This is a genomic window from Bacillus sp. RO1 (genome assembly GCF_012524115.1).
Lineage (GTDB): Bacteria > Bacillota > Bacilli > Bacillales > Bacillaceae_I > Sutcliffiella_A.
Map to the genome: position 1 here is coordinate 1 of NZ_JAAZWB010000018.1, position 21,005 is coordinate 21,005.

Annotated in this window: 29 protein-coding genes; 6 read left to right on the plus strand and 23 right to left on the minus strand. The window is 40.5% G+C overall.

Annotated features, from left to right (window positions below):
- The 13 genes from HC179_RS00785 to HC179_RS00845 all read right to left on the minus strand — a co-directional run.
- Window positions 1–180 (minus strand): hypothetical protein (locus HC179_RS00785; RefSeq protein ID WP_481747948.1); only part of this gene is annotated, 180 nt, incomplete at its 3' end.
- A gap of 65 nt (window positions 181–245) precedes the next feature.
- Window positions 246–551 (minus strand): transposase, encoded by a 306-nt coding sequence (locus HC179_RS00790; RefSeq protein ID WP_168862612.1) that lies wholly within the window; start codon window positions 549–551, stop codon window positions 246–248.
- Window positions 552–856: 305 nt separating this feature from the next.
- Complete coding sequence (locus HC179_RS00795; protein ID WP_010194254.1) at window positions 857–1,003, minus strand: hypothetical protein; 147 nt, start codon at window positions 1,001–1,003, stop codon at window positions 857–859.
- A 142-nt stretch (window positions 1,004–1,145) separates the two neighbouring features.
- Window positions 1,146–3,077: an endonuclease MutS2 gene (locus HC179_RS00800; protein ID WP_168862613.1), complete on the minus strand. Its 1,932-nt coding sequence runs from the start codon at window positions 3,075–3,077 to the stop codon at window positions 1,146–1,148.
- A 412-nt stretch (window positions 3,078–3,489) separates the two neighbouring features.
- Window positions 3,490–4,161, minus strand: coding sequence for a DUF421 domain-containing protein (locus HC179_RS00805; RefSeq protein WP_168862614.1), 672 nt, complete (start codon window positions 4,159–4,161; stop codon window positions 3,490–3,492).
- A gap of 63 nt (window positions 4,162–4,224) precedes the next feature.
- A complete protein-coding gene (locus HC179_RS00810; protein WP_168862615.1) occupies window positions 4,225–4,689 on the minus strand; it encodes an NUDIX hydrolase in 465 nt (154 codons plus the stop codon).
- Between the two features lies 1 nt (window position 4,690).
- Window positions 4,691–5,140, minus strand: a complete 450-nt coding sequence (locus HC179_RS00815; RefSeq protein ID WP_168862611.1) for a hypothetical protein — start codon at window positions 5,138–5,140, stop codon at window positions 4,691–4,693.
- Window positions 5,118–5,618, minus strand: a complete 501-nt coding sequence (locus tag HC179_RS00820) for a GNAT family N-acetyltransferase (RefSeq protein ID WP_168862616.1) — start codon at window positions 5,616–5,618, stop codon at window positions 5,118–5,120. The genes HC179_RS00815 and HC179_RS00820 overlap by 23 nt, the downstream gene beginning before the upstream one ends.
- Complete coding sequence (locus HC179_RS00825; protein WP_168862633.1) at window positions 5,615–6,397, minus strand: aminoglycoside adenylyltransferase domain-containing protein; 783 nt, start codon at window positions 6,395–6,397, stop codon at window positions 5,615–5,617. The genes HC179_RS00820 and HC179_RS00825 overlap by 4 nt, the downstream gene beginning before the upstream one ends.
- A 1-nt stretch (window position 6,398) precedes the next feature.
- The gene (gene lepB / locus HC179_RS00830; protein WP_168862617.1) at window positions 6,399–7,019 is read right to left on the minus strand and encodes a signal peptidase I; all 621 of its coding nucleotides are present in this window, start codon (window positions 7,017–7,019) and stop codon (window positions 6,399–6,401) included.
- Window positions 7,020–7,105: 86 nt separating this feature from the next.
- Window positions 7,106–7,768: an HAD hydrolase-like protein gene (locus tag HC179_RS00835; RefSeq protein ID WP_168862618.1), complete on the minus strand. Its 663-nt coding sequence runs from the start codon at window positions 7,766–7,768 to the stop codon at window positions 7,106–7,108.
- 396 nt (window positions 7,769–8,164) lie between these two features.
- Window positions 8,165–8,413, minus strand: a complete 249-nt coding sequence (locus tag HC179_RS00840; protein ID WP_168862619.1) for a DUF2552 family protein — start codon at window positions 8,411–8,413, stop codon at window positions 8,165–8,167.
- Window positions 8,410–8,745, minus strand: a complete 336-nt coding sequence (locus HC179_RS00845) for an iron-sulfur cluster biosynthesis family protein (RefSeq protein WP_168862620.1) — start codon at window positions 8,743–8,745, stop codon at window positions 8,410–8,412. The genes HC179_RS00840 and HC179_RS00845 overlap by 4 nt, the downstream gene beginning before the upstream one ends.
- Before the next feature lie 166 nt (window positions 8,746–8,911).
- Here HC179_RS00845 and HC179_RS00850 point away from each other — a divergent pair, with 166 nt between their 5' ends.
- Window positions 8,912–9,124 (plus strand): CDGSH iron-sulfur domain-containing protein, encoded by a 213-nt coding sequence (locus HC179_RS00850; RefSeq protein WP_168862621.1) that lies wholly within the window; start codon window positions 8,912–8,914, stop codon window positions 9,122–9,124.
- 71 nt (window positions 9,125–9,195) lie between these two features.
- Here HC179_RS00850 and HC179_RS00855 read toward each other — a convergent pair whose 3' ends face one another.
- On the minus strand, window positions 9,196–9,813 hold the full coding sequence (locus HC179_RS00855) for an HAD family hydrolase (protein ID WP_168862622.1): 618 nt from the start codon (window positions 9,811–9,813) through the stop codon (window positions 9,196–9,198).
- A gap of 144 nt (window positions 9,814–9,957) precedes the next feature.
- On the opposite strand from HC179_RS00855, the gene HC179_RS00860 reads away from it, so the two are divergent.
- Window positions 9,958–10,473 carry a hypothetical protein gene (locus tag HC179_RS00860; RefSeq protein WP_168862623.1) on the plus strand — a complete coding sequence of 172 codons (516 nt, stop codon included), beginning with the start codon at window positions 9,958–9,960 and terminating at the stop codon, window positions 10,471–10,473.
- A 104-nt stretch (window positions 10,474–10,577) separates the two neighbouring features.
- Here HC179_RS00860 and HC179_RS00865 read toward each other — a convergent pair whose 3' ends face one another.
- Window positions 10,578–11,402, minus strand: coding sequence for an SPL family radical SAM protein (locus tag HC179_RS00865; protein WP_168862624.1), 825 nt, complete (start codon window positions 11,400–11,402; stop codon window positions 10,578–10,580).
- A gap of 100 nt (window positions 11,403–11,502) precedes the next feature.
- Here HC179_RS00865 and HC179_RS00870 point away from each other — a divergent pair, with 100 nt between their 5' ends.
- Window positions 11,503–11,742 carry an HPr family phosphocarrier protein gene (locus HC179_RS00870; RefSeq protein WP_010194213.1) on the plus strand — a complete coding sequence of 80 codons (240 nt, stop codon included), beginning with the start codon at window positions 11,503–11,505 and terminating at the stop codon, window positions 11,740–11,742.
- A 271-nt stretch (window positions 11,743–12,013) separates the two neighbouring features.
- Here the strand turns inward: HC179_RS00870 and HC179_RS00875 are convergent, their stop codons facing one another.
- Together HC179_RS00875 and HC179_RS00880 are read right to left on the minus strand one after the other, a co-directional pair.
- Entirely contained in the window at window positions 12,014–12,337 is a 324-nt protein-coding gene (locus HC179_RS00875) for a YolD-like family protein (protein WP_010194209.1), read from the minus strand.
- Between the two features lie 41 nt (window positions 12,338–12,378).
- A complete protein-coding gene (locus HC179_RS00880) occupies window positions 12,379–13,635 on the minus strand; it encodes a Y-family DNA polymerase (RefSeq protein ID WP_168862634.1) in 1,257 nt (418 codons plus the stop codon).
- Between the two features lie 197 nt (window positions 13,636–13,832).
- Between HC179_RS00880 and HC179_RS00885 the strand changes: the two genes are divergently transcribed.
- Complete coding sequence (locus HC179_RS00885) at window positions 13,833–14,015, plus strand: YqzH family protein (protein WP_168862625.1); 183 nt, start codon at window positions 13,833–13,835, stop codon at window positions 14,013–14,015.
- Between the two features lie 82 nt (window positions 14,016–14,097).
- Entirely contained in the window at window positions 14,098–14,613 is a 516-nt protein-coding gene (locus HC179_RS00890; protein ID WP_168862626.1) for a hypothetical protein, read from the plus strand.
- Here the strand turns inward: HC179_RS00890 and HC179_RS00895 are convergent.
- The 4 genes from HC179_RS00895 to HC179_RS00910 form a co-directional block, all read right to left on the minus strand.
- Window positions 14,589–15,347, minus strand: coding sequence for an ankyrin repeat domain-containing protein (locus tag HC179_RS00895; RefSeq protein WP_168862627.1), 759 nt, complete (start codon window positions 15,345–15,347; stop codon window positions 14,589–14,591). The two genes, HC179_RS00890 and HC179_RS00895, sit on opposite strands and share 25 nt — an antisense overlap.
- 281 nt (window positions 15,348–15,628) lie before the next feature.
- Window positions 15,629–16,225 carry a DUF3221 domain-containing protein gene (locus HC179_RS00900; protein ID WP_168862628.1) on the minus strand — a complete coding sequence of 199 codons (597 nt, stop codon included), beginning with the start codon at window positions 16,223–16,225 and terminating at the stop codon, window positions 15,629–15,631.
- 51 nt (window positions 16,226–16,276) lie between these two features.
- Window positions 16,277–17,068: an SDR family NAD(P)-dependent oxidoreductase gene (locus tag HC179_RS00905; RefSeq protein ID WP_168862629.1), complete on the minus strand. Its 792-nt coding sequence runs from the start codon at window positions 17,066–17,068 to the stop codon at window positions 16,277–16,279.
- A gap of 3 nt (window positions 17,069–17,071) precedes the next feature.
- Entirely contained in the window at window positions 17,072–18,049 is a 978-nt protein-coding gene (locus tag HC179_RS00910) for an MBL fold metallo-hydrolase (protein ID WP_240948432.1), read from the minus strand.
- 558 nt (window positions 18,050–18,607) lie between these two features.
- Here HC179_RS00910 and proC point away from each other — a divergent pair.
- The gene (proC, locus tag HC179_RS00915) at window positions 18,608–19,447 is read left to right on the plus strand and encodes a pyrroline-5-carboxylate reductase (protein WP_168862630.1); all 840 of its coding nucleotides are present in this window, start codon (window positions 18,608–18,610) and stop codon (window positions 19,445–19,447) included.
- 59 nt (window positions 19,448–19,506) lie between these two features.
- Here the strand turns inward: proC and HC179_RS00920 are convergent, their stop codons facing one another.
- Window positions 19,507–20,103, minus strand: coding sequence for a hypothetical protein (locus HC179_RS00920; RefSeq protein WP_168862631.1), 597 nt, complete (start codon window positions 20,101–20,103; stop codon window positions 19,507–19,509).
- 24 nt (window positions 20,104–20,127) lie between these two features.
- Complete coding sequence (locus HC179_RS00925) at window positions 20,128–20,640, minus strand: NUDIX hydrolase (RefSeq protein WP_168862632.1); 513 nt, start codon at window positions 20,638–20,640, stop codon at window positions 20,128–20,130.
- Window positions 20,641–21,005: the final 365 nt, after the last annotated feature.

Below are 21,005 nucleotides of genomic sequence, written 5' to 3' on the forward strand. Positions count from 1 at the left end.
AGAAACATCTATTTTATCTTCTTTCACTAACTTACGGTGAATTCTCACACTACCATATGTTTCGTGGTTATCAGCGAAATGAAAGAGAATACGTTCATCCACGTACTTTCTCCATTGTTCTCTTTCCGATTCCTCACGATCCAATCGCTTCACATATAAATAATAGCCAGATGTAGACACACCAAGAACTCTACACATCAACACCACGGTGTGTTCATTCCGGTGGGAATGAATGAATTCGAAGATCACTTCTTTTCTTGCGTGAAGATGTGCATAGCCTTTTTTAAGATATCTATCTCTTCCTGTAATTCAAGCTTAGTTCTCTTTTCAGCTTCATACATTTCCTTGTATTCAGATGCTGTTAATAATTGATTTTGAGCTTGTTGAGCAGCTTCTTTCTGTCTTTTCTTAAAGCGATATACCCACTTTTGTAATGTATCATAGGGGATATCTAGTTTTTGACTAACGTCAACGATCTTATGTCCATCCAATACGATTTGTTTCACCACATATTCCCTAAACTCTGGAGAGTAGCTTTTCTTTTTCGTCATGTTTAACACGTCCTTTTATCTGTTAGTTTTGATTAAAACATGACGCCAATCCCTGTGTCCACTTTTCATACTACCTCCAAACACCGTCATTCCTTGTCCGAACCCACCACTATTTCGTCTTTGAAATGTCCGAACAGCTATACAATTTGACCGAACCATTTTCTCACACATAAAAAAGCACTTTTTTGACCTCTTTTCAGTCCTTTTTTCCAATGTTTCTACCATACAAAAATAAAAAAGCACCCAGAAGCAGAACGACTCCCATTAAAAGAGCCGTCACTCCCAGATACCTTTATTCACTCAACCTATTCTTCGTTTGTTTCCCCAGTATTCGTTTCATTTTGTTCCATATTCGTTTCGTTGTTGTTCATTTCTTCATTCTCAGCGGCGCATCCAGTTGCAAGAGCTAATAATAATACGGAAGATGATAAAGCCAATAACATTTTTTTCATGATTGAACTTCCTCCTTGAGCTATGCTTGTTTTAGTGGACTACAAGCTTAATCTTACAAGAAATCCGAACAAAAGAAAGCTATTTTACCAATAATTCACAACAATTAAACATTGTTTACGTACGCTTTACATCCCCTAAATATCAGTCGTCTGACTCCTCTAAAATTACCTCCTCTACATGATGTTTCTTCATTTTATTTCGAAGCTTACGATTTTCTTTGGATTCAAACACAATGTCCATATCATAATCTTCTGTATAAAGATCCTCCGCTTTAATATAGAGGGAAAGTCGCTTATGGTTAAAGGTTTCCAAGCTTCCTTTCACCATTACCTGCACATCCCCTTTCTCATCAGCTGGTTTATAGACGATACCAAATTCACTGATAGATGGGATCTTAACATTGTCACCTTTCTTAAAAGTAATCTCCAGTTTTGTTTTTTCTTTTTCTGGATGCTTCATTTTTCTCACATACTTCTGATTCATCGCTAGTTGCCTGTCGAGCTCATGTCTTGGCCTATCCGATTTATCTGTGTAATCTTTTGTTTCTTTGTACGTGATTTCATGTGCCCGTTCGATCAACTTAGGATGCATGCCAAGGCGTAACGCTATAGCAAAAGCTTGACTATCCCCACCTTTTCCGACAATAAGACGATAAGTCGGCTTTAGGGTTTCTACATTGAATTCCATCGAGCCATTGCAGAAGCCTTCCTGTTCATTGGCAAATTCCTTAATTTCACTATAGTGGGTGGTGGCCAACATCGTTGTTCCTTTGTTATATAGCTCTTCTAAAATAGAAGTTGCCAGCCCCATCCCTTCTGCCGGGTCTGTTCCAGAACCGAGTTCATCAAGCAACACCAAAGTCTGCGGTGTAGACTCTGCCAATATTCCAATAATGTTTTTCACTCTAGACGAAAAAGTACTTAAAGACTGTTCAATACTTTGTCCGTCTCCTATATCAACCAAAACCTTATGGAAGATTGCTATTTCGCTGCCTTTTTCAGCAGGAATGTGCATGCCACATTGGGCCATCAACGTTAGAAGTCCAACCGTTTTAATCGTGACTGTTTTTCCTCCTGTATTGGGACCTGTAATGACAAGCGCGTCGTAATCTTCACCGATAACCAAGTTTAAAGGCACTGCATTTTTTCCAAGTAACGGATGTCTCGCACCTTCCAATCGGATAACATGATGTTCATTTATCTTTGGTGCTGTTCCATTAAGCAATAAGCTGTGCTTCGCCTTTGCAAAAATCACATCATAGCTGACCATCAGATCCATCGCTAATTTTATTTCTTTTTCATGCTCTTGGACCAAGCCAGTCAGCGCAAACAGGATTTGCTCTTCTTCTGCCTCTTCTTGAAACTTCAGCATACTGATGGAATCTTGGATGATGCTGATTTCTTCAGGCTCCATGTACACGGTGGATCCGGAAGCAGAAACATCGAGAACCGATCCCTTAATATTGTTTTTGTATTCTTTTTTGACCGGAATGACATACCTTCCGTTTCTGGTACTTACCAGGTTTTCTTGTAGATACTTACTGTATTTGGTGGACTTGACAAGCTGCTCGATACGGTTCTTGATGCGTTCCTCCAATGTAGCTATCTGTTTTCTTACTTTCAGCAGCTCTTTGCTCGCGTAATCGTCTACCCTGCCATTTCGAATGCATCGAATTATCTCTTCTGCTACATGAGAGAGCTCTGTAACAGAGTAGATGTAGCTTGTGATGACTGGTGCTGCGTACTCCTTGTCTTTCATAAAACGTTTGAGCTTTTCAATGGTATCCAAGAAATCATGGAGACCTATCAGCTGATCTGGCCTGAATGCAATTCCTTTGTGAAGATTTTTTAGAATGTACTCAACTCCGTGAAGACCGTGAATGGGTACGCTTGAACTAATGGCCAGTATCTTCTTACCTTCTGTTACCTCGTTTAACCATGCTTCAATCTGTCTTTTATTCACAGATGGTTCCAATGCCAAAACAGCATTTTTCCCAGGTTCTGATAGTGCAAAAGTTGCCACATCTTTCTTTAGATCTGTAAATTGTAAAGCTTTAATTGTTTCGTTATTCACTGTTTTTTCCTCCTAGTAATTAGTAAGCAGTTTGGTGGATGTAGCCACTAAAACCGTGCGAGGAAATGCTAAGAGCAGGGGCATAACTATTTTTACATATAAAAAAACACAAAGAACAACACTCGTCCTTTGCGTTTTGAATGGTAGTTTTAAAATGTAAATGCACGATAGGTAGAAAAATACCTAGACTCATGCTGTAACTATCATTTTATGAAGCAGGCGCAAACCCGTGTTCTTAACATTTCGTTATGAGAAAAAAAAGCACACTCAAACAGAGCTCGACAATGTCGAACTTTTTCCTCATATCGCACGTATTTGATTACGTTTAGTTAAGAACTACCTTTTCCATAAAACAAACTCCTTCTGTTTGAAGATATCTACATTATAATGGATGAACTTTCGAAAGTCACGCCTAATTTTGTATGTTATTTCGTTTATTAATGATCAATTTCTTTGTTTTCTCGTTAACATAGGCGTAAAGTATGTCTTTCACATCGATCTGTCGAATTGTTAAATGGTCTAGCAGCCACTCTTTAGATCTGTCCAGCAGTTTTAGATTCTTGTCTTGAATTTTCCCATCAATGATAACTGAAATTGGCAATCCCTCATCATCAATAGATATTTCAAGATGTTGTACTGTCACAGGGGTGTTTTCCGGCTTTGGAATGATGCTGATTTCCCCAATCGGTTCTAAAATGGCATAGTCAATGTCAGAGATTTTCGGGTACCCTTTACTTCTTAGTATGGAAAGAAGCTGTGCAATGGACACCATGGTTTTTTCCATATTATCCTCTACTATTTGTCCGTGCTTAATGAGGATGGTCGGTTCTCCCAGAAAGAAACGATTGCCCCATTGCCAAAGGGTTAATTTCGAAAATATTATGTGTATGATAACAAGAACAGCAAGAGCACCGAGCGTAGGCAGGTATTCTGTACTGATTAGCGGTTCTGATGCCACAGTCCCAACGATAATAATGGCTACTAAGTCATATGGGGTCATCTGTACGATAGTGGATTTCCCCATTAATCTCATAATGGCTATCGTAATTATGTATATGGTCAATATTTTCAAGATTAAAATCATTGTTAACTCCTCATATCTCTTTTCGAAATATGATGTCCTGATTTCCTGATAATATCCAGTGATTTAGTTGCTTACTATTAGATGTTCGGTGGTTTGAGGTATGTTCTTTAATGCCTTCTTTAAAAACTCGGGGTATAGAACTATATCCTCTAACTCATCGATTGGTACCCACTCATAAATCAACCTTTCCCCTTCCACCCCATGAAACGATCCATTAGGTAGAGCTTGTTTATCATCCGTTGAAACAAGATAGTAAAGACCTATTTCATGTACTTTCTTCTCACGGTATTCAAAGAAATTTTCTACAATCCAAACCAATCGTCCGACCTGTACGGATAAGTCGAGTTCTTCTTTGAATTCGCGTTGCAGGCTGAGGGGGGATGCCTCGTTCATCTCGACTCTTCCACCTGGCAGCGACCAGATTTCGTCGCCGCTTGCTCTGTGCAGGAGGATATGTCCATCCTGTATCCAGACTCCTGCCACCCTGTAATTGAAAACGGCTGTTTCTGTATGGAAAACAACATCCATTTTATTCGGCTCCTTTGAGATCGTTTATTATCGTTGCAATTTGTTCAGTCAGTGGTATTTGGCTACTAATAACCCAAACCAAAAATGCGATTATTACAATAGAATAGAATGTTACGTACCTTTTCCAGTTATTTTCAGGTCTAAATGGCTTATAAACGTTTTTGAATAACAACAGAAAAAACACCAAGCAAAATACATATGTCACATTCCAATAAGTATTTGCTTTTGATATCAGGTCGATTGCTCGTATTGCTTCATTGGTAGGAGTGTTTAATACTTGATCCTTTAATATGTATCCTTTTTCAATGGTCAGTTCTTCATTTTCATGGAATTGATACGAGTATCCTGTTAAATTGAAGTTGGTCACCGTAGTAAACAGTATGAGGCTAAGGGAACTTAATATATAAACAATAAAGATATGTTTGGTTTTAATTTTTGAGATGAGTATCACTCCTAGCTTCTAATGATTTAACGAAAATCACTCGATTCTGCCCGATCCCGTCATAGTTCTGATGAATGGGAATGCCGTCTATCACCATGTCCCCGTCCTTCATCGTAAAGCCCATTCTTTTATGGAAATTAATAGAGGTGGTATTCACAGACGACGTCACACAACTCACTTCTGAACACCCTTTTTTCTTAACTGCCTCAAAAAAATGTTCATAAAGTGTTCTTCCGATATTTTTCTTACGCGTGTTTGGGTTTACTCCCACAAAATGTATGTATGCTTGTTCCGGAATCAATGGAGAAACGAAGCCTATCACAAACCCAAGTGTCTCTCCGTTGTCTTCTATAATAAAGCTTGTGTTTTTAAAATGATGAATAAATAATCGTGGCAGCATGTCGACCATATCCCGACCGCCCCACCATGTGTTAAGGTTGGTGGATATGCGGAGGAAGTCTTCGTCTTGTATGTTTCTTATATTCATACGGTTGACTCCTTTTCCAATTGACCTATTTCACTTTGTATGTAATCTCGTATACTCGTTAACTCTTCCTTGTGAAATTCCCTTACCCTACTATTACCTTGATAGCTCTCTATCACTTTTCGGATGGTCTCTTTGTACTCTTGTGGAAAGGAAGTCAGCCCATATTCCCCTGCTTCTAGTTTGGAAGAAATCACTTCCTCTTTTACATACCAATACACTCTTATCAAATTCAGCACACAATATACCGGGTCCGTCTCTACATTTTTTAAACAGTCCTGATAGTCTGCCAGGATTGAAGATAAATAGTGAGCCCTTGGTATGACAGGGAACACATCATCTATCGGAGGACCTTCCGAGCATATGCCTCTAGTATTGATTATAGTGAGATGAGCTGCCAAATCAGGGTCCACTTTATGATCATTATTTATTGCTTCGTATTGTTCCGTTAACAGTTCCCGCTCAAAGCTTTGTCTCCACCCTTCACTAAAGTGGAATTCATATGGGCTTGGATGAGCCCAGTTTTCTAGTTGAGTTTGTGTTAAGAAACTAATCTCAATCGGGTATGGGTCGTTAGAATTGGCTAGCATGAATTTTGCTAGCTCGCATTGTGTAGAGATGTTCAGCGAATGTTTAACTACTACCAGGAGGTCTACATCACTTCGATCAGGATTAAAGCCGCCCATCGCCAACGAACCATGGATATAAATGCCGATAAAATTTTCTTTTGTGATGTTTTTGATTGCTTTGGTTAGTTTGTTAAAATAGTTAACCATATTCATATTATTCAAGCGTATCAACCCTATTAAATGGGAAATATCTCAGTACCACTTTCCCCATCACATTTTCTTTTGGAATAGAGCCTATCTCACGGCTGTCTCTGCTTTCATTCCGGTTGTCCCCCATCACAAAAACATGTCCCTCTGGAACTGTCACTTCATCAAACGGAAACAGCATTTCTTCTTGAATGTACTCTTCTACCAGCGCTTCCCCGTTACGATAGACGGTTCCTCCGCGATATTCCAATTTATCGCCCTCTACACCAATCACTCGCTTGATCCAGTAATTGTTCCCTTGGGTTTCATCTAACAATGCGTTTATTAATGGACTTTCCTTAAAATTATCTGTTAGGCTTCTTTCGCGCTCCACCCTACTATCAATGACAACAATATCATTGTACTTTGGGTCGATCCCCACCATGTACCCGCTTTTAAAGATTAAAACTTTATCACCATCATCTTTGCTAGTCCAGATATCCTCTCCATCCAACGTCGGTTCCATGGAACTTCCTTTAACGGTAAATGGCTGCACAACTAATGCGCTGACAAGAAAAGCGAAAAAGAGTCCGATTACGCAGGCTTTCCCCCAGCTGAACAATTCTTTTTTTATTGTTTCTGATTTCATTTGTATCACCCTAACAAGCTATTTTGGTTTGTACCTGTCCCAATAATACGATATGGAAGGGAAAAGGTTCCATTTCCCAATGATTACTACACTGCTTTTTCAACTAATACATTTTTCAACTCTTCAAAACTACTAATCACCAAATCCGCTTGGGCAAGCTCTGCTTCCTGTGCAAAATCAAACCTGCACCCGATTGCAGTCAATCCATTTCCTTTTGCCGCATTAATATCTGATAGTCGGTCCCCTACAACTGCACCATGATGAATGGAGTACTTCCTCACGATTTCCCCCACAAGCTTTGTCTTGTCCAAAGATTCAATTTGGTCGATACTGAACACTTCTGTTATCCACTGCATTAAATTGTACTGCTCCACTATCGCCTCTAGATAAGGCGTTTGCCCATTACTTGCTATGTAAAGATTAATATTTTGTTCCTTCAAATATTTTAGTACTTCCTGCACTTTTGGGTATAGAGCCCCTTTGTCTTCCTTAATATTGTCTATAAGCTTTTCATGAAAAATCTCATTTGCCGCCTCTCTCACTTCATGTGAATGGGAAGGTAAAAGATTTTCCCATACAACCGGCAACGGTACTCCCATAATTCTTCTATATGTATCAATGGGAGTTGGTTTTTCTTTCTCCCATATACTCATTTCTGTTAAAAGCTTGAATGTATCATTTAAAGCCAACTCTAGTATTCTATCTGTTTGAAAAAGTGTTCCGTCCATGTCAAAGATGATTGCTTGCATTGTTATTTACTCCTTTATCTTGTTGTCTATTTTTCTTGAGGTAAGGTATCAATTTTTGCCCCATTCTGAAAATTATAACTCTGATTATAGAGAAGATTGGGTGAGGTGTAAATAATTGGTTCTATTTTCGCCGGAAAAACAGGATTTTTCTATCAATTTTTTATTCTTTTTTCCACCTATATTACTTACTGTCCAAAACTCACTGTTTACTGTCGGGTCGAAGCTAAATACAGTCCGAGACTTTAAAAATACAATCCCAAGTCCACCATTTACTGTCCAAACTCCACACAATACAAGCCAAACGACATATAACAACATATATCAACATAAATGATAATCCCAACACAAAAAAGCCGAAGAACAAAGTTCCCCGACTTTTTAGCTTAATCCATTTATTTACCCCAGCACATCCGTAATCCCGTCCATATTTTCCGAGATCCAATCCACTGCCACATCCAAGTTCTCAAATTCCTGAACCTCGAATGTTACTTCATCCTGAAGCAGCCATACATCTTTGTCTTCATGATTGATGCCACCAATCGACCAGTGCAACAGGCTGTATGGATGATTATGATTTAGAAATGATGCCCACGTTTTTGATTGAGCCACATTTTTCAACGAGTTAATTTTGCCCCCATTGCTCATTTTGCTCCCTCCACAACCAATAGACTCATGCGTGGATTCAAGATTTGGCTTGGACATTTCAACATATAGCAGTTTGCATTTTCTACAAAATCAACTGTCATGTCTTCATCAAAAAAGAGAAGCTTTGATTTTTCCATTAATAATGGTCCTATGTTTGTTTCTAACTCTACATCATCTTCGTCTTTTTCCGGTGTGATCCATAGTGCGGAAACTCCGCTAACGACGCATCCGCATCCATCTGTATCATATTTTAGCTTCAACCATTTTCCTTCTTGGTTTTCAAGCTTTGCTTTTACTCTTTCTGCTGCTTTCTCTGTAAACGTTACTTTCACGTTTCATGCCTCCAACTGTTTCATTGTTAGCCTGATTGTACCATATATTGCTCATTAGTATAACTAGAAGGCATATGGAAAGGATGGTAGTGGATAAGTTCTTGTTGTCAAAATGGATAATTGTAGGTACGATACTAATATCTTTATAAGAAGGAGGAGATTACCAATGTCAAAAGTAACAATTAAAGTAATGGATAACGGAGGCTTCCGTGTAACAGGTGATGTAGAGTTAATTGATGCAGAAGGAAACAAGTTTGAGGACAAGCCTGCATTCACTTTGTGCCGTTGCGGCCTTTCCAAAAAGCTTCCTTATTGTGACGCTTCCCATAAAGGGAATTTTGAATCCTGTGTTCGGGCTGCCCAAGTATTAAACGGTTAATTGGCGCAGTATTAAAATTAAAGCAAAGGAGCTGCATAACTGCGGCTCCTTCTTCTGTTTTTCAACTAAAACTAAAAAATCTCCTTTAGATCATTAAGTGAATGAATAATATAATCATATTCTTCCACTTCCCCAAATCCATAACTAGCATAGACAAAAGGAATTCCAGCGACTTTCGCTGCTTGCTGATCTCCAAGCGTATCTCCCACATAAACGGGGCTCTCAAGTTTATTCCTCTCTATGATTAGTTTTATATTTTCACCTTTTGTGAGTCCTGTTCTGCCTGGATTTTCATAGTCAATAAAATATGTCTCCAATTGATGATATTTATAAAAAGCTTCTATGTACCCTTCTTGGCAGTTACTCACGATAAAAAGTTTGTATTTTTGAGATAAGCTCTCTAGCACTTCTTCTAATTGTTCGTAGAGCTGACCACCTTTTTGCTCTAGAAGCACTCTCTCCGCTTCGCAACATTTCTTCGATAATTGAGTACGATATGTTTCTTCCATATTCGGAAAGAGAATCTTTTCTATTTCATGCATTTGAAGCCCCATGGTTGCTTTAAAATCCTCACTTGTTAACTCTTTCTCGATCTTATCATCGTTTTTCAGAATTTCATTCCAAGCTACCAGTACTGTTTCGCGTGAATCCCACAATGTACCGTCTAAATCAAAAATAATGCTGTCCATTTGTTACCCTCCTTTATTCTATTTCCAATCTTAGCCCATTTACCATATTACTATTTTTCTATTGTAACGTATTTTTGCATTTTTCTGTGAAAAACAGTAACTTTATTCCAATTTTATCGTCTGTAGAGAAGAGGTGGTTATTGCATGGAGCGAATTTATATTATATTGTTACCAATCTTATTTTTGTTTTCCTCTTGCAGTTCTGATGAAGATTTAGGTTCTCCAATTTTGTCTGATGTTAGTACTCCAGCCATGCCTACTGATTTTGAATTTAGCCTTACATATGGTACCTATGGCAAACAAAAAGTGGATACTTTTAATGACACGATAATTAAAGATCTTGTGATAGACGGCACCATAGAAGCTGAGATACCGTTAACCGTCGAGGAAAAAAATCTCATTTATAATGAAATGATAAGAATAAATATAATGGGAGATTTGGACATTGATAGAGAGCTTCAGTGTGCAACTGAACCTCCTTCATTCACATCCTGGCATATCAAAATGAGCGGGGAGACAAAGGAGTTTTCTTATACTAATTTTTGTGAGTATAATGGAGACGCTAAAAATCTGATGAACTTGGAGAACTATATACATAAAATAGTTGTAGCCAAGGAGGAGTATCAGGAGTTACCTGATTTAAATGGCGGGTATGAATAAATAACTACATCTTTCACGAGTAGCGGTGGTTTAAGAGACAAAATCCGCTCTTATGTAAGTCAAAAGCTTAGGAAGCTTATCATCCTAAGCTTTTGTGTGCCCCTTTACTTAGGCGGAAAGAACCCCTCTGGACTCCGGATAACTTGTTCTTCAGAAAATACCGTTCGCATTACCTCAAAAACCTCCTGTTGCACATTTCCTTCCACCCACTTCGCCTTTTCTCCCGTTTCATATTTCTCATATACACCTAAACGGGCTGTCCGCTTGCCTCCACTTCCGTCCCCTGTAAAATCATCCACACACACCCTATTCACAATCCCTTTTAGTTTTAACGAAAATTCTTCGGAAAACGGCAAGGCTGGTGCAATAGCTACTTGGGTTGGTATACCCTCTTTATGCAATGTTTTTAATGCTTTAAGCCTTGCAGGTATTGGTGGAGCTGAGGGTGAAAACCTTCTGCGTACCTCTTCCAGGTCTGTTTCGATTGTGATGCTTACCATCACGCGGTCTCCCAATTTCTTTAAAAGGTCGGTATCTCTTGTCACCAAGGGGCTTCTTGTTTGAACAAAAAGAAAGTCAGGTGGCTCTTCTGCCATTACTTCTAAAAGGGTCCGGGTAACCTCTTCCTTTTGTTCTACCGGTTGATAAGGATCCGTGCTGGATGACATAAAAATGCTGATAGGTTGCTTTTTTTTCCTTAAAAGCCGCATTTCTTTGACGAGCTTTTCTTTTACATCCTTTTTCACATCCACCCATGTGCCCCATTCCTGTTTGCGGAACAAACCAACAGGGCTTTGTCTCACATAACAATAGGAGCAACCAAAGGCACAGCCGATATAGGGGTTAAGGGTGTGGGTATAGCCTTTTAGAAAGCCACTCGCTTTCGTCATAAGTTTTTGTGGGGTCTTCTCCGTTACTTCCACTCTCATCCTATTACTCCCTTCTTCCATAATATCAATATTTTTCTCTTGTTGTTTCCATCATTTTCTTTATACTTAAAGTATTACAATACAAAAGGGGTAGATACATATGGTACTTACAGTTTTAAAGCCTATTTTTGCTGAGTCTGCAAGCAATTTAGTGAATACAATCAGTTCTTATTCCGGCACGGTTTTATTTAAAAAGGAGCATTGGGTAGTTGACGCAAAAAGCTTGCTTGGTGTTTTGGCGCTTGCCCTTCAGCCAGGACAGGAAGTGGAAGTTACTTCTGATGAAGGCGAAGAAGTATTTGAAGCGATTTTGGCTCTTGGGTATTTCGAAAAGAAATAATAATGGAGCATCCTTCCTCATTTAGTGGGAAGGATGTTTTTGTGTGGCTGTTTTCTTTTTCTAAAATAAATGTTGTTATGGTTATTTTCACCGTTCCTTTTCGCTGCAGTCACTCGCTTTCCGCGGGGCAGTGCTTGAGCCTCCTCACAACGCTTCAGGGCTCTCAAGTCTACCGCTACCTCCCGCCGGAGTCGAGTGCCTTCCGCTCCAATTCACTCATCTGTATAAAGCTTCTTGAAAGCAACAAAATTTGTGAAACCAGCCTGTTTTATCAGGAAATATCCAAAATGTCATCTACACACAAACAGCCCGCTTCGCCGAATTTATCCACCACATGCAAGCGCCTCTGGTAGGCATCGAGATGGTGCACCGCTCCTACAAACAGATGGTATCTTCTTTTTTCATAATAGGTAATGGTTACTTCTTTACCCGTTTCCATCGCTTCGCAAAACAGTTCATTCATTTCTTCGAGCCGTTGTTCATCAATCTCCGGCTTGGTTTGGTATAAATCCTCTTTGGTCCAATCGCGCAGCATTTTGACATGCTCCGGCAGCATCATGGACGTCCATTTAATGGTTCCGCGATCTCGTATCATCCTTAAACATCCTTTCTTACGTTTCTAGCTGTAGCAAATCCCTACGCCTTATGCCCACCAACCAACCTGCTTCGGTGCACCGCAGTCCCGGCCTTGGTATAGGACACAGCCCGCAATAGCGCATTGGTTCCGTATTTTCCACGGATGGTGTCCATTACATAGCCCAGTTCGCGTTTTTTCGGCTGTTCGAGTTCAAACAGGCTCAGTTGCATTTCACTGTCCTCCACAATATTGGAGAGCGATACGGCAATTTTCCGGACGGTTTTTGGTTCATAATTTTCCTCAAACAGTTCGAGGCAGGTACGGTATAAGTCCATCGTGACGTTGGTTGCTCGTTCCATCGTTCGGGAGCGGTAGAACCCTCCGCCAAGTTCATCGCGGCTGTAGCCGATTCCAAGACTGATGGTACGGCCGGCTTTTCGGTGATGCCGTGTTCTTCTGGCGACTTCCTCACAGATTTCCAAGATGACTTGTTTCACTTCTTTTGGGTCTGTATAGTCGCGCATTAAAATCTGACTTTTACCAAAGCTGATCTGTCCCTGAATAATGGGAGCGCCAAGCTCTGATAGATCAATTCCCCAGGCATGATAGTACAGTTGATTTCCCATCACGCCGAATTTTTTCTCCAGCAGCTCGAGGGGATAGTTTGCGAGCTGTCCAACATTAAAAATCCCCATTCGGTTTAACGTTTTTTGTACTCTGGACCCAATTCCCCACATTTCACTTAAGGGGGAAAGCGGCCAGAGTTTTGTTTTTACATCGTCATAGGTCCACTCCGCTATGCCTTTCTTTTTTGCTTCCAGATCCAGGCAAAGTTTTGACATGAGCATATTCGGACCGATTCCGATGGCGCATGGAAGCTGAAATTCCCGCTCCATGTCCTCTTTGATTTTTTCAGCAATCGTGGCCGCATCTCCCCAAAGCGCCTCCACCCCGTCGACTTGCAAGAAGCTTTCGTCAACACTATAGGTATGGATGGCGTCCTTTGGGACATATCGATTGAAAAGTCGGGTGATTTCTGTGGAAATGCGCAGATAGGTTGCCATCTTGGGGTTTACAATGTGGATGCGTTTGTCGTTTGGAATCTCAAACCGACGGGAACCTGTCTTGATACCAAATTCCTTTTTCAGCATGGGAGAGGCCGCAAGCACGACGCTCCCCTGTCGCTCTGTATCCCCAACCACCGCCAAATAGCAGGTGAGCGGGTCAAGACCCATCATTACTGCAGAGCAGCTGGCATAAAAGCTTTTCATATCTACACATAAAATCTTGTTGTTTGGCATCTTGCTGTAATCCATGTCCACGACCTTCACACCTCACTAAAACAGAAAGTATGTTCGCATTAGTAGTATATACCCAATAATAAGCGAATATACGTTCGGTTTCAATGGTAAATTCCACTACATATTTCGACAAATAGCTTTTTCATATTCCTGTTATGTGTGCAAAACCATTATAATAAGGGAAATGAGGTGACGACGTGGAGAGAAATTTAGTGAAAAAAATGATTCGAAATTGCTTTGTTCAATATCAGCATGATTTTGAATCTGTTCCACTTAGTGAGGAAGAGTATGAAAAGATGGCAGAGGAAGTGAGCAGTGTGGTTGCTCAAGATCCCTATTTGGAAGTGTTTGATGTAGTCAATGATGTGGTGTATGAATATTTGAGCAAGTGGTAGGCGCACATAGCAAAAGTAATTCATAAATCTTGAGTAATTACACAAGATATAAGAAGAGTTCATCTAGAAAAGGAGCGACATCATGAAGAAAAATCCCGTGCTCGTATTATGGATAATGGTATTCATCTCCATTCTGACACTCCCTTTTCTTGGGTGGAAGCACTTTAAACGTTTTTTGCCCGGAACATTATTTATGTCTATATTAATTGCATTAGAAAGCATTGTGGCGGAAAAGTATAAATGGTGGGCCATCTATAAAAAAATCCCGCCCTATTTTGTGAATGAATTTGCATTTATAGTTGGACCATTTTTTGCTGGTTCTCTATGGATATTGCGCCTTACATATGGAAGAATCTATTTGTATTTCTTGTTGAATGCATTTGTGGATGCCATATTTATGTATCCCGTATTTACTTTTTTTAAAAGTATAGGCATATTTGAAATGAAAAAAATGAAACGCCATCAACTATTTGGACTTTTTTTAATAAAAGCCTTATTGATGTACCGCTTTCAAGCTATGTGGGAGAAATACGTTCGTAAGAGTTCAGCCAAAGAACCTGAACAAGAAGGACCTTACAGGGTTTCCCCTGCGGAGTGAGCCCCTTTACTTCGAAGCCACTCAATTAGCTTCACATCCGTATTATTGCGAACTGCAGCATCAAGTGGAGTAAGGTGGTCATAACCGATCCAATTGAGATCCGCTCCTTGTTTGAGAAGGTATTCTGCCACCATAAGTTGCCCCCCATGACAAGCCAACCAGAAGGCTTGAGTGGTTTCGAATCCGGAAGGAAGCTGATTATCTTCAAAGTACGCTTTCACTTCATCAAGCATTCCCAGTCCCGCTGCATTCCAGAGCTTGGTCTGTGCCCCATTCTCTACTAACAGACGGGCTGCATTCCACTGGCCAAATGCTACAGCATCGTCTAAAGGGGTGCCTTCCGCGATTACTGCTCCTGTGGAATTTATGTCCGCACCAGCATCCAGAAGCGCCTGAAGAACTTCTACGTCATTACTGCTTGCAGCCCAATGGAGGGGTGTTTCCGTGTGATGGCCGGTAAATCTAGCATCTACCTCTGCTCCTGCCTCCACTAATGTGCGAACGATTGTTGATCCGTTCGGAAAGTGACCCGGCCAATCGGTGGCCACATGAAGCAATGTGCGGGACACTCCGAATGCGTCAGATTTTTCATCATGATAGCCTCTGGAAATAATTCTTGCCGTGGCAAGGTGGGGATTTGCAGCGAGCAAACGCTCAAAAGCTGGTACATCACCTGTTTGAATTGATTTAACGACCTCGATACCTAAATTCTCGTCTTCTAAGATAAATTTCATATGCACTTTGCCTCCATCTCATTTATAGGTCTACAAGAGACTCACGTTGGGCTACACTTACTGTCGGAAACGTTACCGTTTACTGTCCGTTTTGAGGTAATACTGTCCCAAATCTCAAAATACAAGCGAAACTCACCTATTTACTGTCCAAACTCAAGGCAATACATGCCACTCTACCAATTTCATCAAACGCCGACAAACCACCCTCACTAAGGAACCACTCACTGAACAAAAAGACGCCCTGCACCAATCACACAAGACGTCTCACAAAAGTGATACTATCACTCTTTTACTTCCACCTCAATATCAACCGGCTCGCTGTCATCCAACAGGTTCTTTAAGGTTACCTTATACAATCCCTCTTCCTGTTCCGTCACGTCCTCGACGTGCCATGGATACTCGGCTTCCACTTCTTCCAATGCTTTGGCAACAGCCTTTTGTTCAAGTTTATCCTGCTTTTCATCTACCACCACTTTTATGGCGCCAGATTGGGCTGGAAAGGATTCTGCTACTATGCCAGAATTCCAAACAGTCACTTTCATTCCCATCATAAGGTCAGTTACTTCCAACGGCTCACCAGAAGTGTTTTCCACTTTTGTACTCTCTTCAAGGGTATACATAGTTGCAGAAATGCCTGAACCGCCGCTACTAGGGTGCTGTCCCGTCACTAAAATCCGAGTTTGGCCATCATTTGAAATAGAAACGATATACCCAGTTAAGTCCTCCACTGCCTGTTCATTGTCATCCGCAGGCTCTTCATTTGGTGCTTCGGAACCCGTATTGGACCCTGAGCTGTTATTGTCGTTTCCACCTGTTGTTCCACAACCGAATAAAAGAAGGAGACAAGCAAGCAATGTCATAAATTTTACTGTTTTCATCCTCTTTTCACCTCTTCCTCTATTGGACGAAAGAAGGATAGAAAGGTTACACTATTTTTGTCGAAAAGCCTTGCCACCTAATTTTTCCACCACTCCTGGAAACACCTGATACAGTTTGCTGGCCATGTTCATCCAGCCAGGAAGATTAATTTCCCGGGTACGAGTAAACATCGCATCTGCTATCCGTTTGGCAACATATTCAGGCTCAAGCATCCACTTATCCACTTTTTGCTTATAGCTACCGGATGAATCTGCAATATCAAAAAACTCCGTTCTAATTGGACCAGGGTTAACGGATGTCACAAAAATATTAGTATCATATAGCTCCATTCGCATGCTATTAGTGAAACCGAGAACAGCATGCTTCGTTGCTGCATACACACTCGACTTTGGTGTGGCTATTTTTCCAGCCTGTGAAGCAATATTGATGATATGCCCTTGATTTTGTTCGAGCATGGACGGTAGGACCATCTTCGTGCATGCAATCAATCCATACACATTCACCTCAAACATTCCACTCATGTCATCCAGAGAAAGGTTGGCTATTTCATCAAATTTTCCGTATCCAGCATTGTTCACCAACACATCCACCGCAGGAATCTCGGTCAATAATTGCTTGAAAGTATGCTCGATATCTGTCTGTTTACGAACATCAAGTGGATAAACAGGCGCCTCTATCTGATAATTCATCTTTATCTGAGTTGCTACCTGTTCCAGCTTATCCAAGGATCGTGCCATGAGTACAGGTGTCGCTCCCCGCTTGGCGACCTCAAGAGCAAGTGCTTTCCCAATCCCACCAGAAGCACCGGTAATAACGATATATTTACCTTGAAGACTGGCCATCGTTTATTTCCCTCCTGCTACATACATATATGGCTTGGATGATGCATCTTCTATAATCAAGCTTTTATTAAGAAGATAATCAACTTGTCCAATCGTTTCAGAAAGTGTCAGTAGCAGTTGTTTCTCATAGACAGATTTAAAAAGGTACTGACAGATTTCATAGGCCGTAGCAGGCTGATCTTGGAGGAACTTTAACACCTTGTTTGCACGCTTATCCTGTTGTTTCAATCGTGTCTCTAATAACTCCGGGATATTTTCAACAATATCTCCATGACCTGGTAGCACACGCTGAATTGGCAAACGTCTCATTTTTTCAATAGAGTGAATGTATTCAAGCATGGCTTTCTTCCGTTCCGTTTCGTCAACATAAGGCGGCTCTACCAATGGATTAGGTGAGATATCCGCTAAGATTAAATCTCCACCAATTAAGGTTCCACTCTTTTCATCAAATAGAACCAGATGACTGCTTGCATGACCAGGTGTTTCTATGATCCGCCAATTTGCCAGTCCGTCTAGGCGATCTCCTTCTCCAACGAAAGAAGTGAGCCCCCTGTGGCAAGCAAAACGTAACGGTTTATCAATGGCATCCAAGACCGGATAAAAGCGTTGCTCGACACCCATGCGTTCAAACATCTCTTTATAATAAGCTTCATGAGTAGAAAAGTAACGATGATCCTGCGTCATCCAAGGGTGTGCACGCTTGTGCCCGAATACTGGAATATTGGAAGGAAAATAATCCAATAGCCCTACGTGATCTGGGTGATGATGCGTCACTACCACTTGATCAATGTCTAAAACCTTCAGTCCATGACTACTCAACTCACGCTGAAAGACTTCCCAAGCTTCCATCGTTTTCACACCAGCGTCCACCAGTGTCACTTTATCCGTAATGATAAGGTAGGTATGTACGTCCCCAACCGCAAACGGGGTCGGGATTGTAATTTGTTTGATCTCTTGCTTACAAGAAACGTCGTTCATCATAATCCCCTTTTAATTCGTTTTAGTATGTATATATGTAAGAAATGTACAATAAAATTATAACAAAATAATAGACCCAAAAAAGTAATTGAATAACCATTCAATTATAGAATGCACTAAATAAGGAAAAAAAGAAAGGGTTATTCCTCAATAACTAATAAAATTTCCCAGTTCATTTTTTTAAAATAACGTCAAGCCCTATTTTGTATTTTGAGAGCAGTTTTCTCCAAAAAATTTATATGATCATGACAAATATCCCCTTGACTTTCCCCGCCTTCCGATAGATAATGTATAAAATTACAAATGATAACGTGACGAATGGGACCAGTAGAAAGCTGCAAGATGAAAAGAGATGGAGGTTCACCGGCTGAAAGACCTCCTCATCCCCTGCACTTTTGAACCTACCCAGGAACAATCAGGTAAACCTGATCGTCATCCCACGATACGGGAATTTAAGCTGGGTTCAACTAACCAATTAAGGTGGTACCGCGGATAAGACCTATCCGTCCTTTTATACAGGACAGATAGGTCTTTTTCTATTCTTAAAGGAGCGTGTTAACGATGAAAATAGCATTTATTGGTGCAGGATCTATGGCCGAGGCGATTATGGCCGGATTGCTGAAACAGGAGATTTGTACAAAAGAGGATATTACGGTAACGAACAAACAGGATCAACAACGTCTGAAAAACCTTGAAAATAAATATGGAGTAGCCACTTTGGAAAATAAAGAGAAAGTAGTGAAAGATGCAGATGTGATCTTCTTGGCAATGAAGCCTAAGGACGCAAAAGATGGAATCCAGGCAATAAAATCCTATGTAACAAAAGAGCAGCTTATCGTTTCTGTGCTGGCAGGTATCTCGACTGAAGTCATCCAAGACCTTTTCGAACAAGAGCTGCGTGTCATTCGCTCCATGCCAAATACGTCAGCGGCCATTGGACTATCTGCTACTGCCATTGCAAAAGGCTCCTTTGCTAATGAAGAAGACTTGGCGTTAGTACAATCGTTGTTCTCCGCAATCGGTCTATGCACCATTGTGGAAGAAGACCAACTTCATGCAGTAACAGGCGTTTCCGGAAGCGGTCCTGCTTATATCTACTACATTGCAGAGGCGATGGAGAAAGCAGCGTTGGCTCAAGGTTTGGATATGGATGTTGCCAAAAAACTTGTTAGTCAGACATTGATCGGAGCAGCTCATATGCTCCAAGAAACAGATAAAGATGCAGAAGTCTTAAGAAGAGAAGTAACAAGTCCAGGGGGCACTACACAACGAGGAATTTCATTGCTAGATGAACGAAAAGTCTCCGAAGCATTTGAGAGCTGTATCGAAGGGGCGACAGAACGTTCGAGAGAAATGGGAGAGGAAATGGCGGAGAAGTTGAAGGAGAAGGCGTCTAAATAATAAATGGGGAAAGCACTTGGAGGTGTATCTGCTCCAAGTGCTTTGTTTTTAATAACATATTAAAAACTATCATTCTCCCTCCGAATAAGAGCACCGGATGATGTATCATAAACCTCCCTATAAATAAATGAACATTCATCATTATCAGAACAATCGGTGTAGATATACTCTATAGTTAATGATGGACTTCTAGTACCACTCATATTCCCCGCATTAATATTAGAATGATAAGGCTCAGTATAATATGCCCGCTTTAGTGTTAGGTCACCATCCGTGGTGGACTGTAATCGCTCAAAGCTCAGAGCCACATGTTCATCCCACCCATCACGGAAAAGCCTTTCTTTTACAATGGAATTGGATATCCCCGCATGTACCATCATCACACCTAAAAGAACCAAATATGCCGAGCAAATATACATAATAAGACGAAGAGGCTTCCAGCGGACGGATTTGTTTCGAAATGTATGTAATGCATTCCAAATAGGAATAAGTAACCACATAAATAAAGGAAGACCAAAAAAAGAACCAATAATGGTGATTTGGCCGTAGGAATCTAAGGGATGAGCAGGATTTAAAATAATAAAAATAAGATAATAAATCCATATAAATATAGTGGATTTAAACCACAGGGATAACTCGTTTCCAATAGTTCTCATGTAAATTCCCCAACATAATAAAATCTAACGATTGCCTCCACATACATTCCCCATTTCCAAACAATTCTCTAAAACCGCTTGATAAACTTTGTTCCAGCCACCATAATAATTTGATACCTCTGTCGGTTTAATAAAAATCCTTTCCATAGATTCATATTCAGCCCTAAAACTATGAAACTTCGTAATATCCATTCTATAAAAAACCTGATATCCTACTTTCGGATATGGACTTTCCTCATTCCAGTTCGGATTTTCATGATGATCGACCACAATGGAACCAAGCAAACGGCAATCTCCTTCTACATACCCCTCCTCCATTGCTTCCCTTTGAAAACACATTTCCGGGGTTTCATTGAGTTCGATATGCCCACCAGGAAAATCCCATCCTCTATTTTTGAGGTTAACAAGCATCAGCTTATCCTGATAAAAGCAATAGCCGTGAGCGCTAGTTATCAGATTTCTTGGCGGAAGTTGAGATTGCTTGTCCCAGGTTAATTGAACGATTGAATCGCCCCAAGTTACTTGAATAGATGTCATGCGCATCAAACTCCAATCATAGATCATATATGTAAATTTTAACATAATTAACCAATCAATATTGGTTTTTCAAACAAAAAAGCAATTACCCCCGGGTAACTGCCAAATGGAATTAAGGTCTCAGATGCTTTGAAATATTGGCTGGAGCTTCCTTTGCGCTTAACCCTTGACTGATTCAATGAAACTCATTGTCACCGAGGTCATAACTAACATGAGGACCTCTCTACTCCTTTTTCCTCGTAACAAAGGTTTTCATACCGGCGATGAAGACTTCTCTACTCCTTTTTCCTCTTCACAAAGGTCTTCATCACGTCCATGAGAACCTCTCTACTCCATTTTCCTCTTCACAAAGGTCTTCATCACGT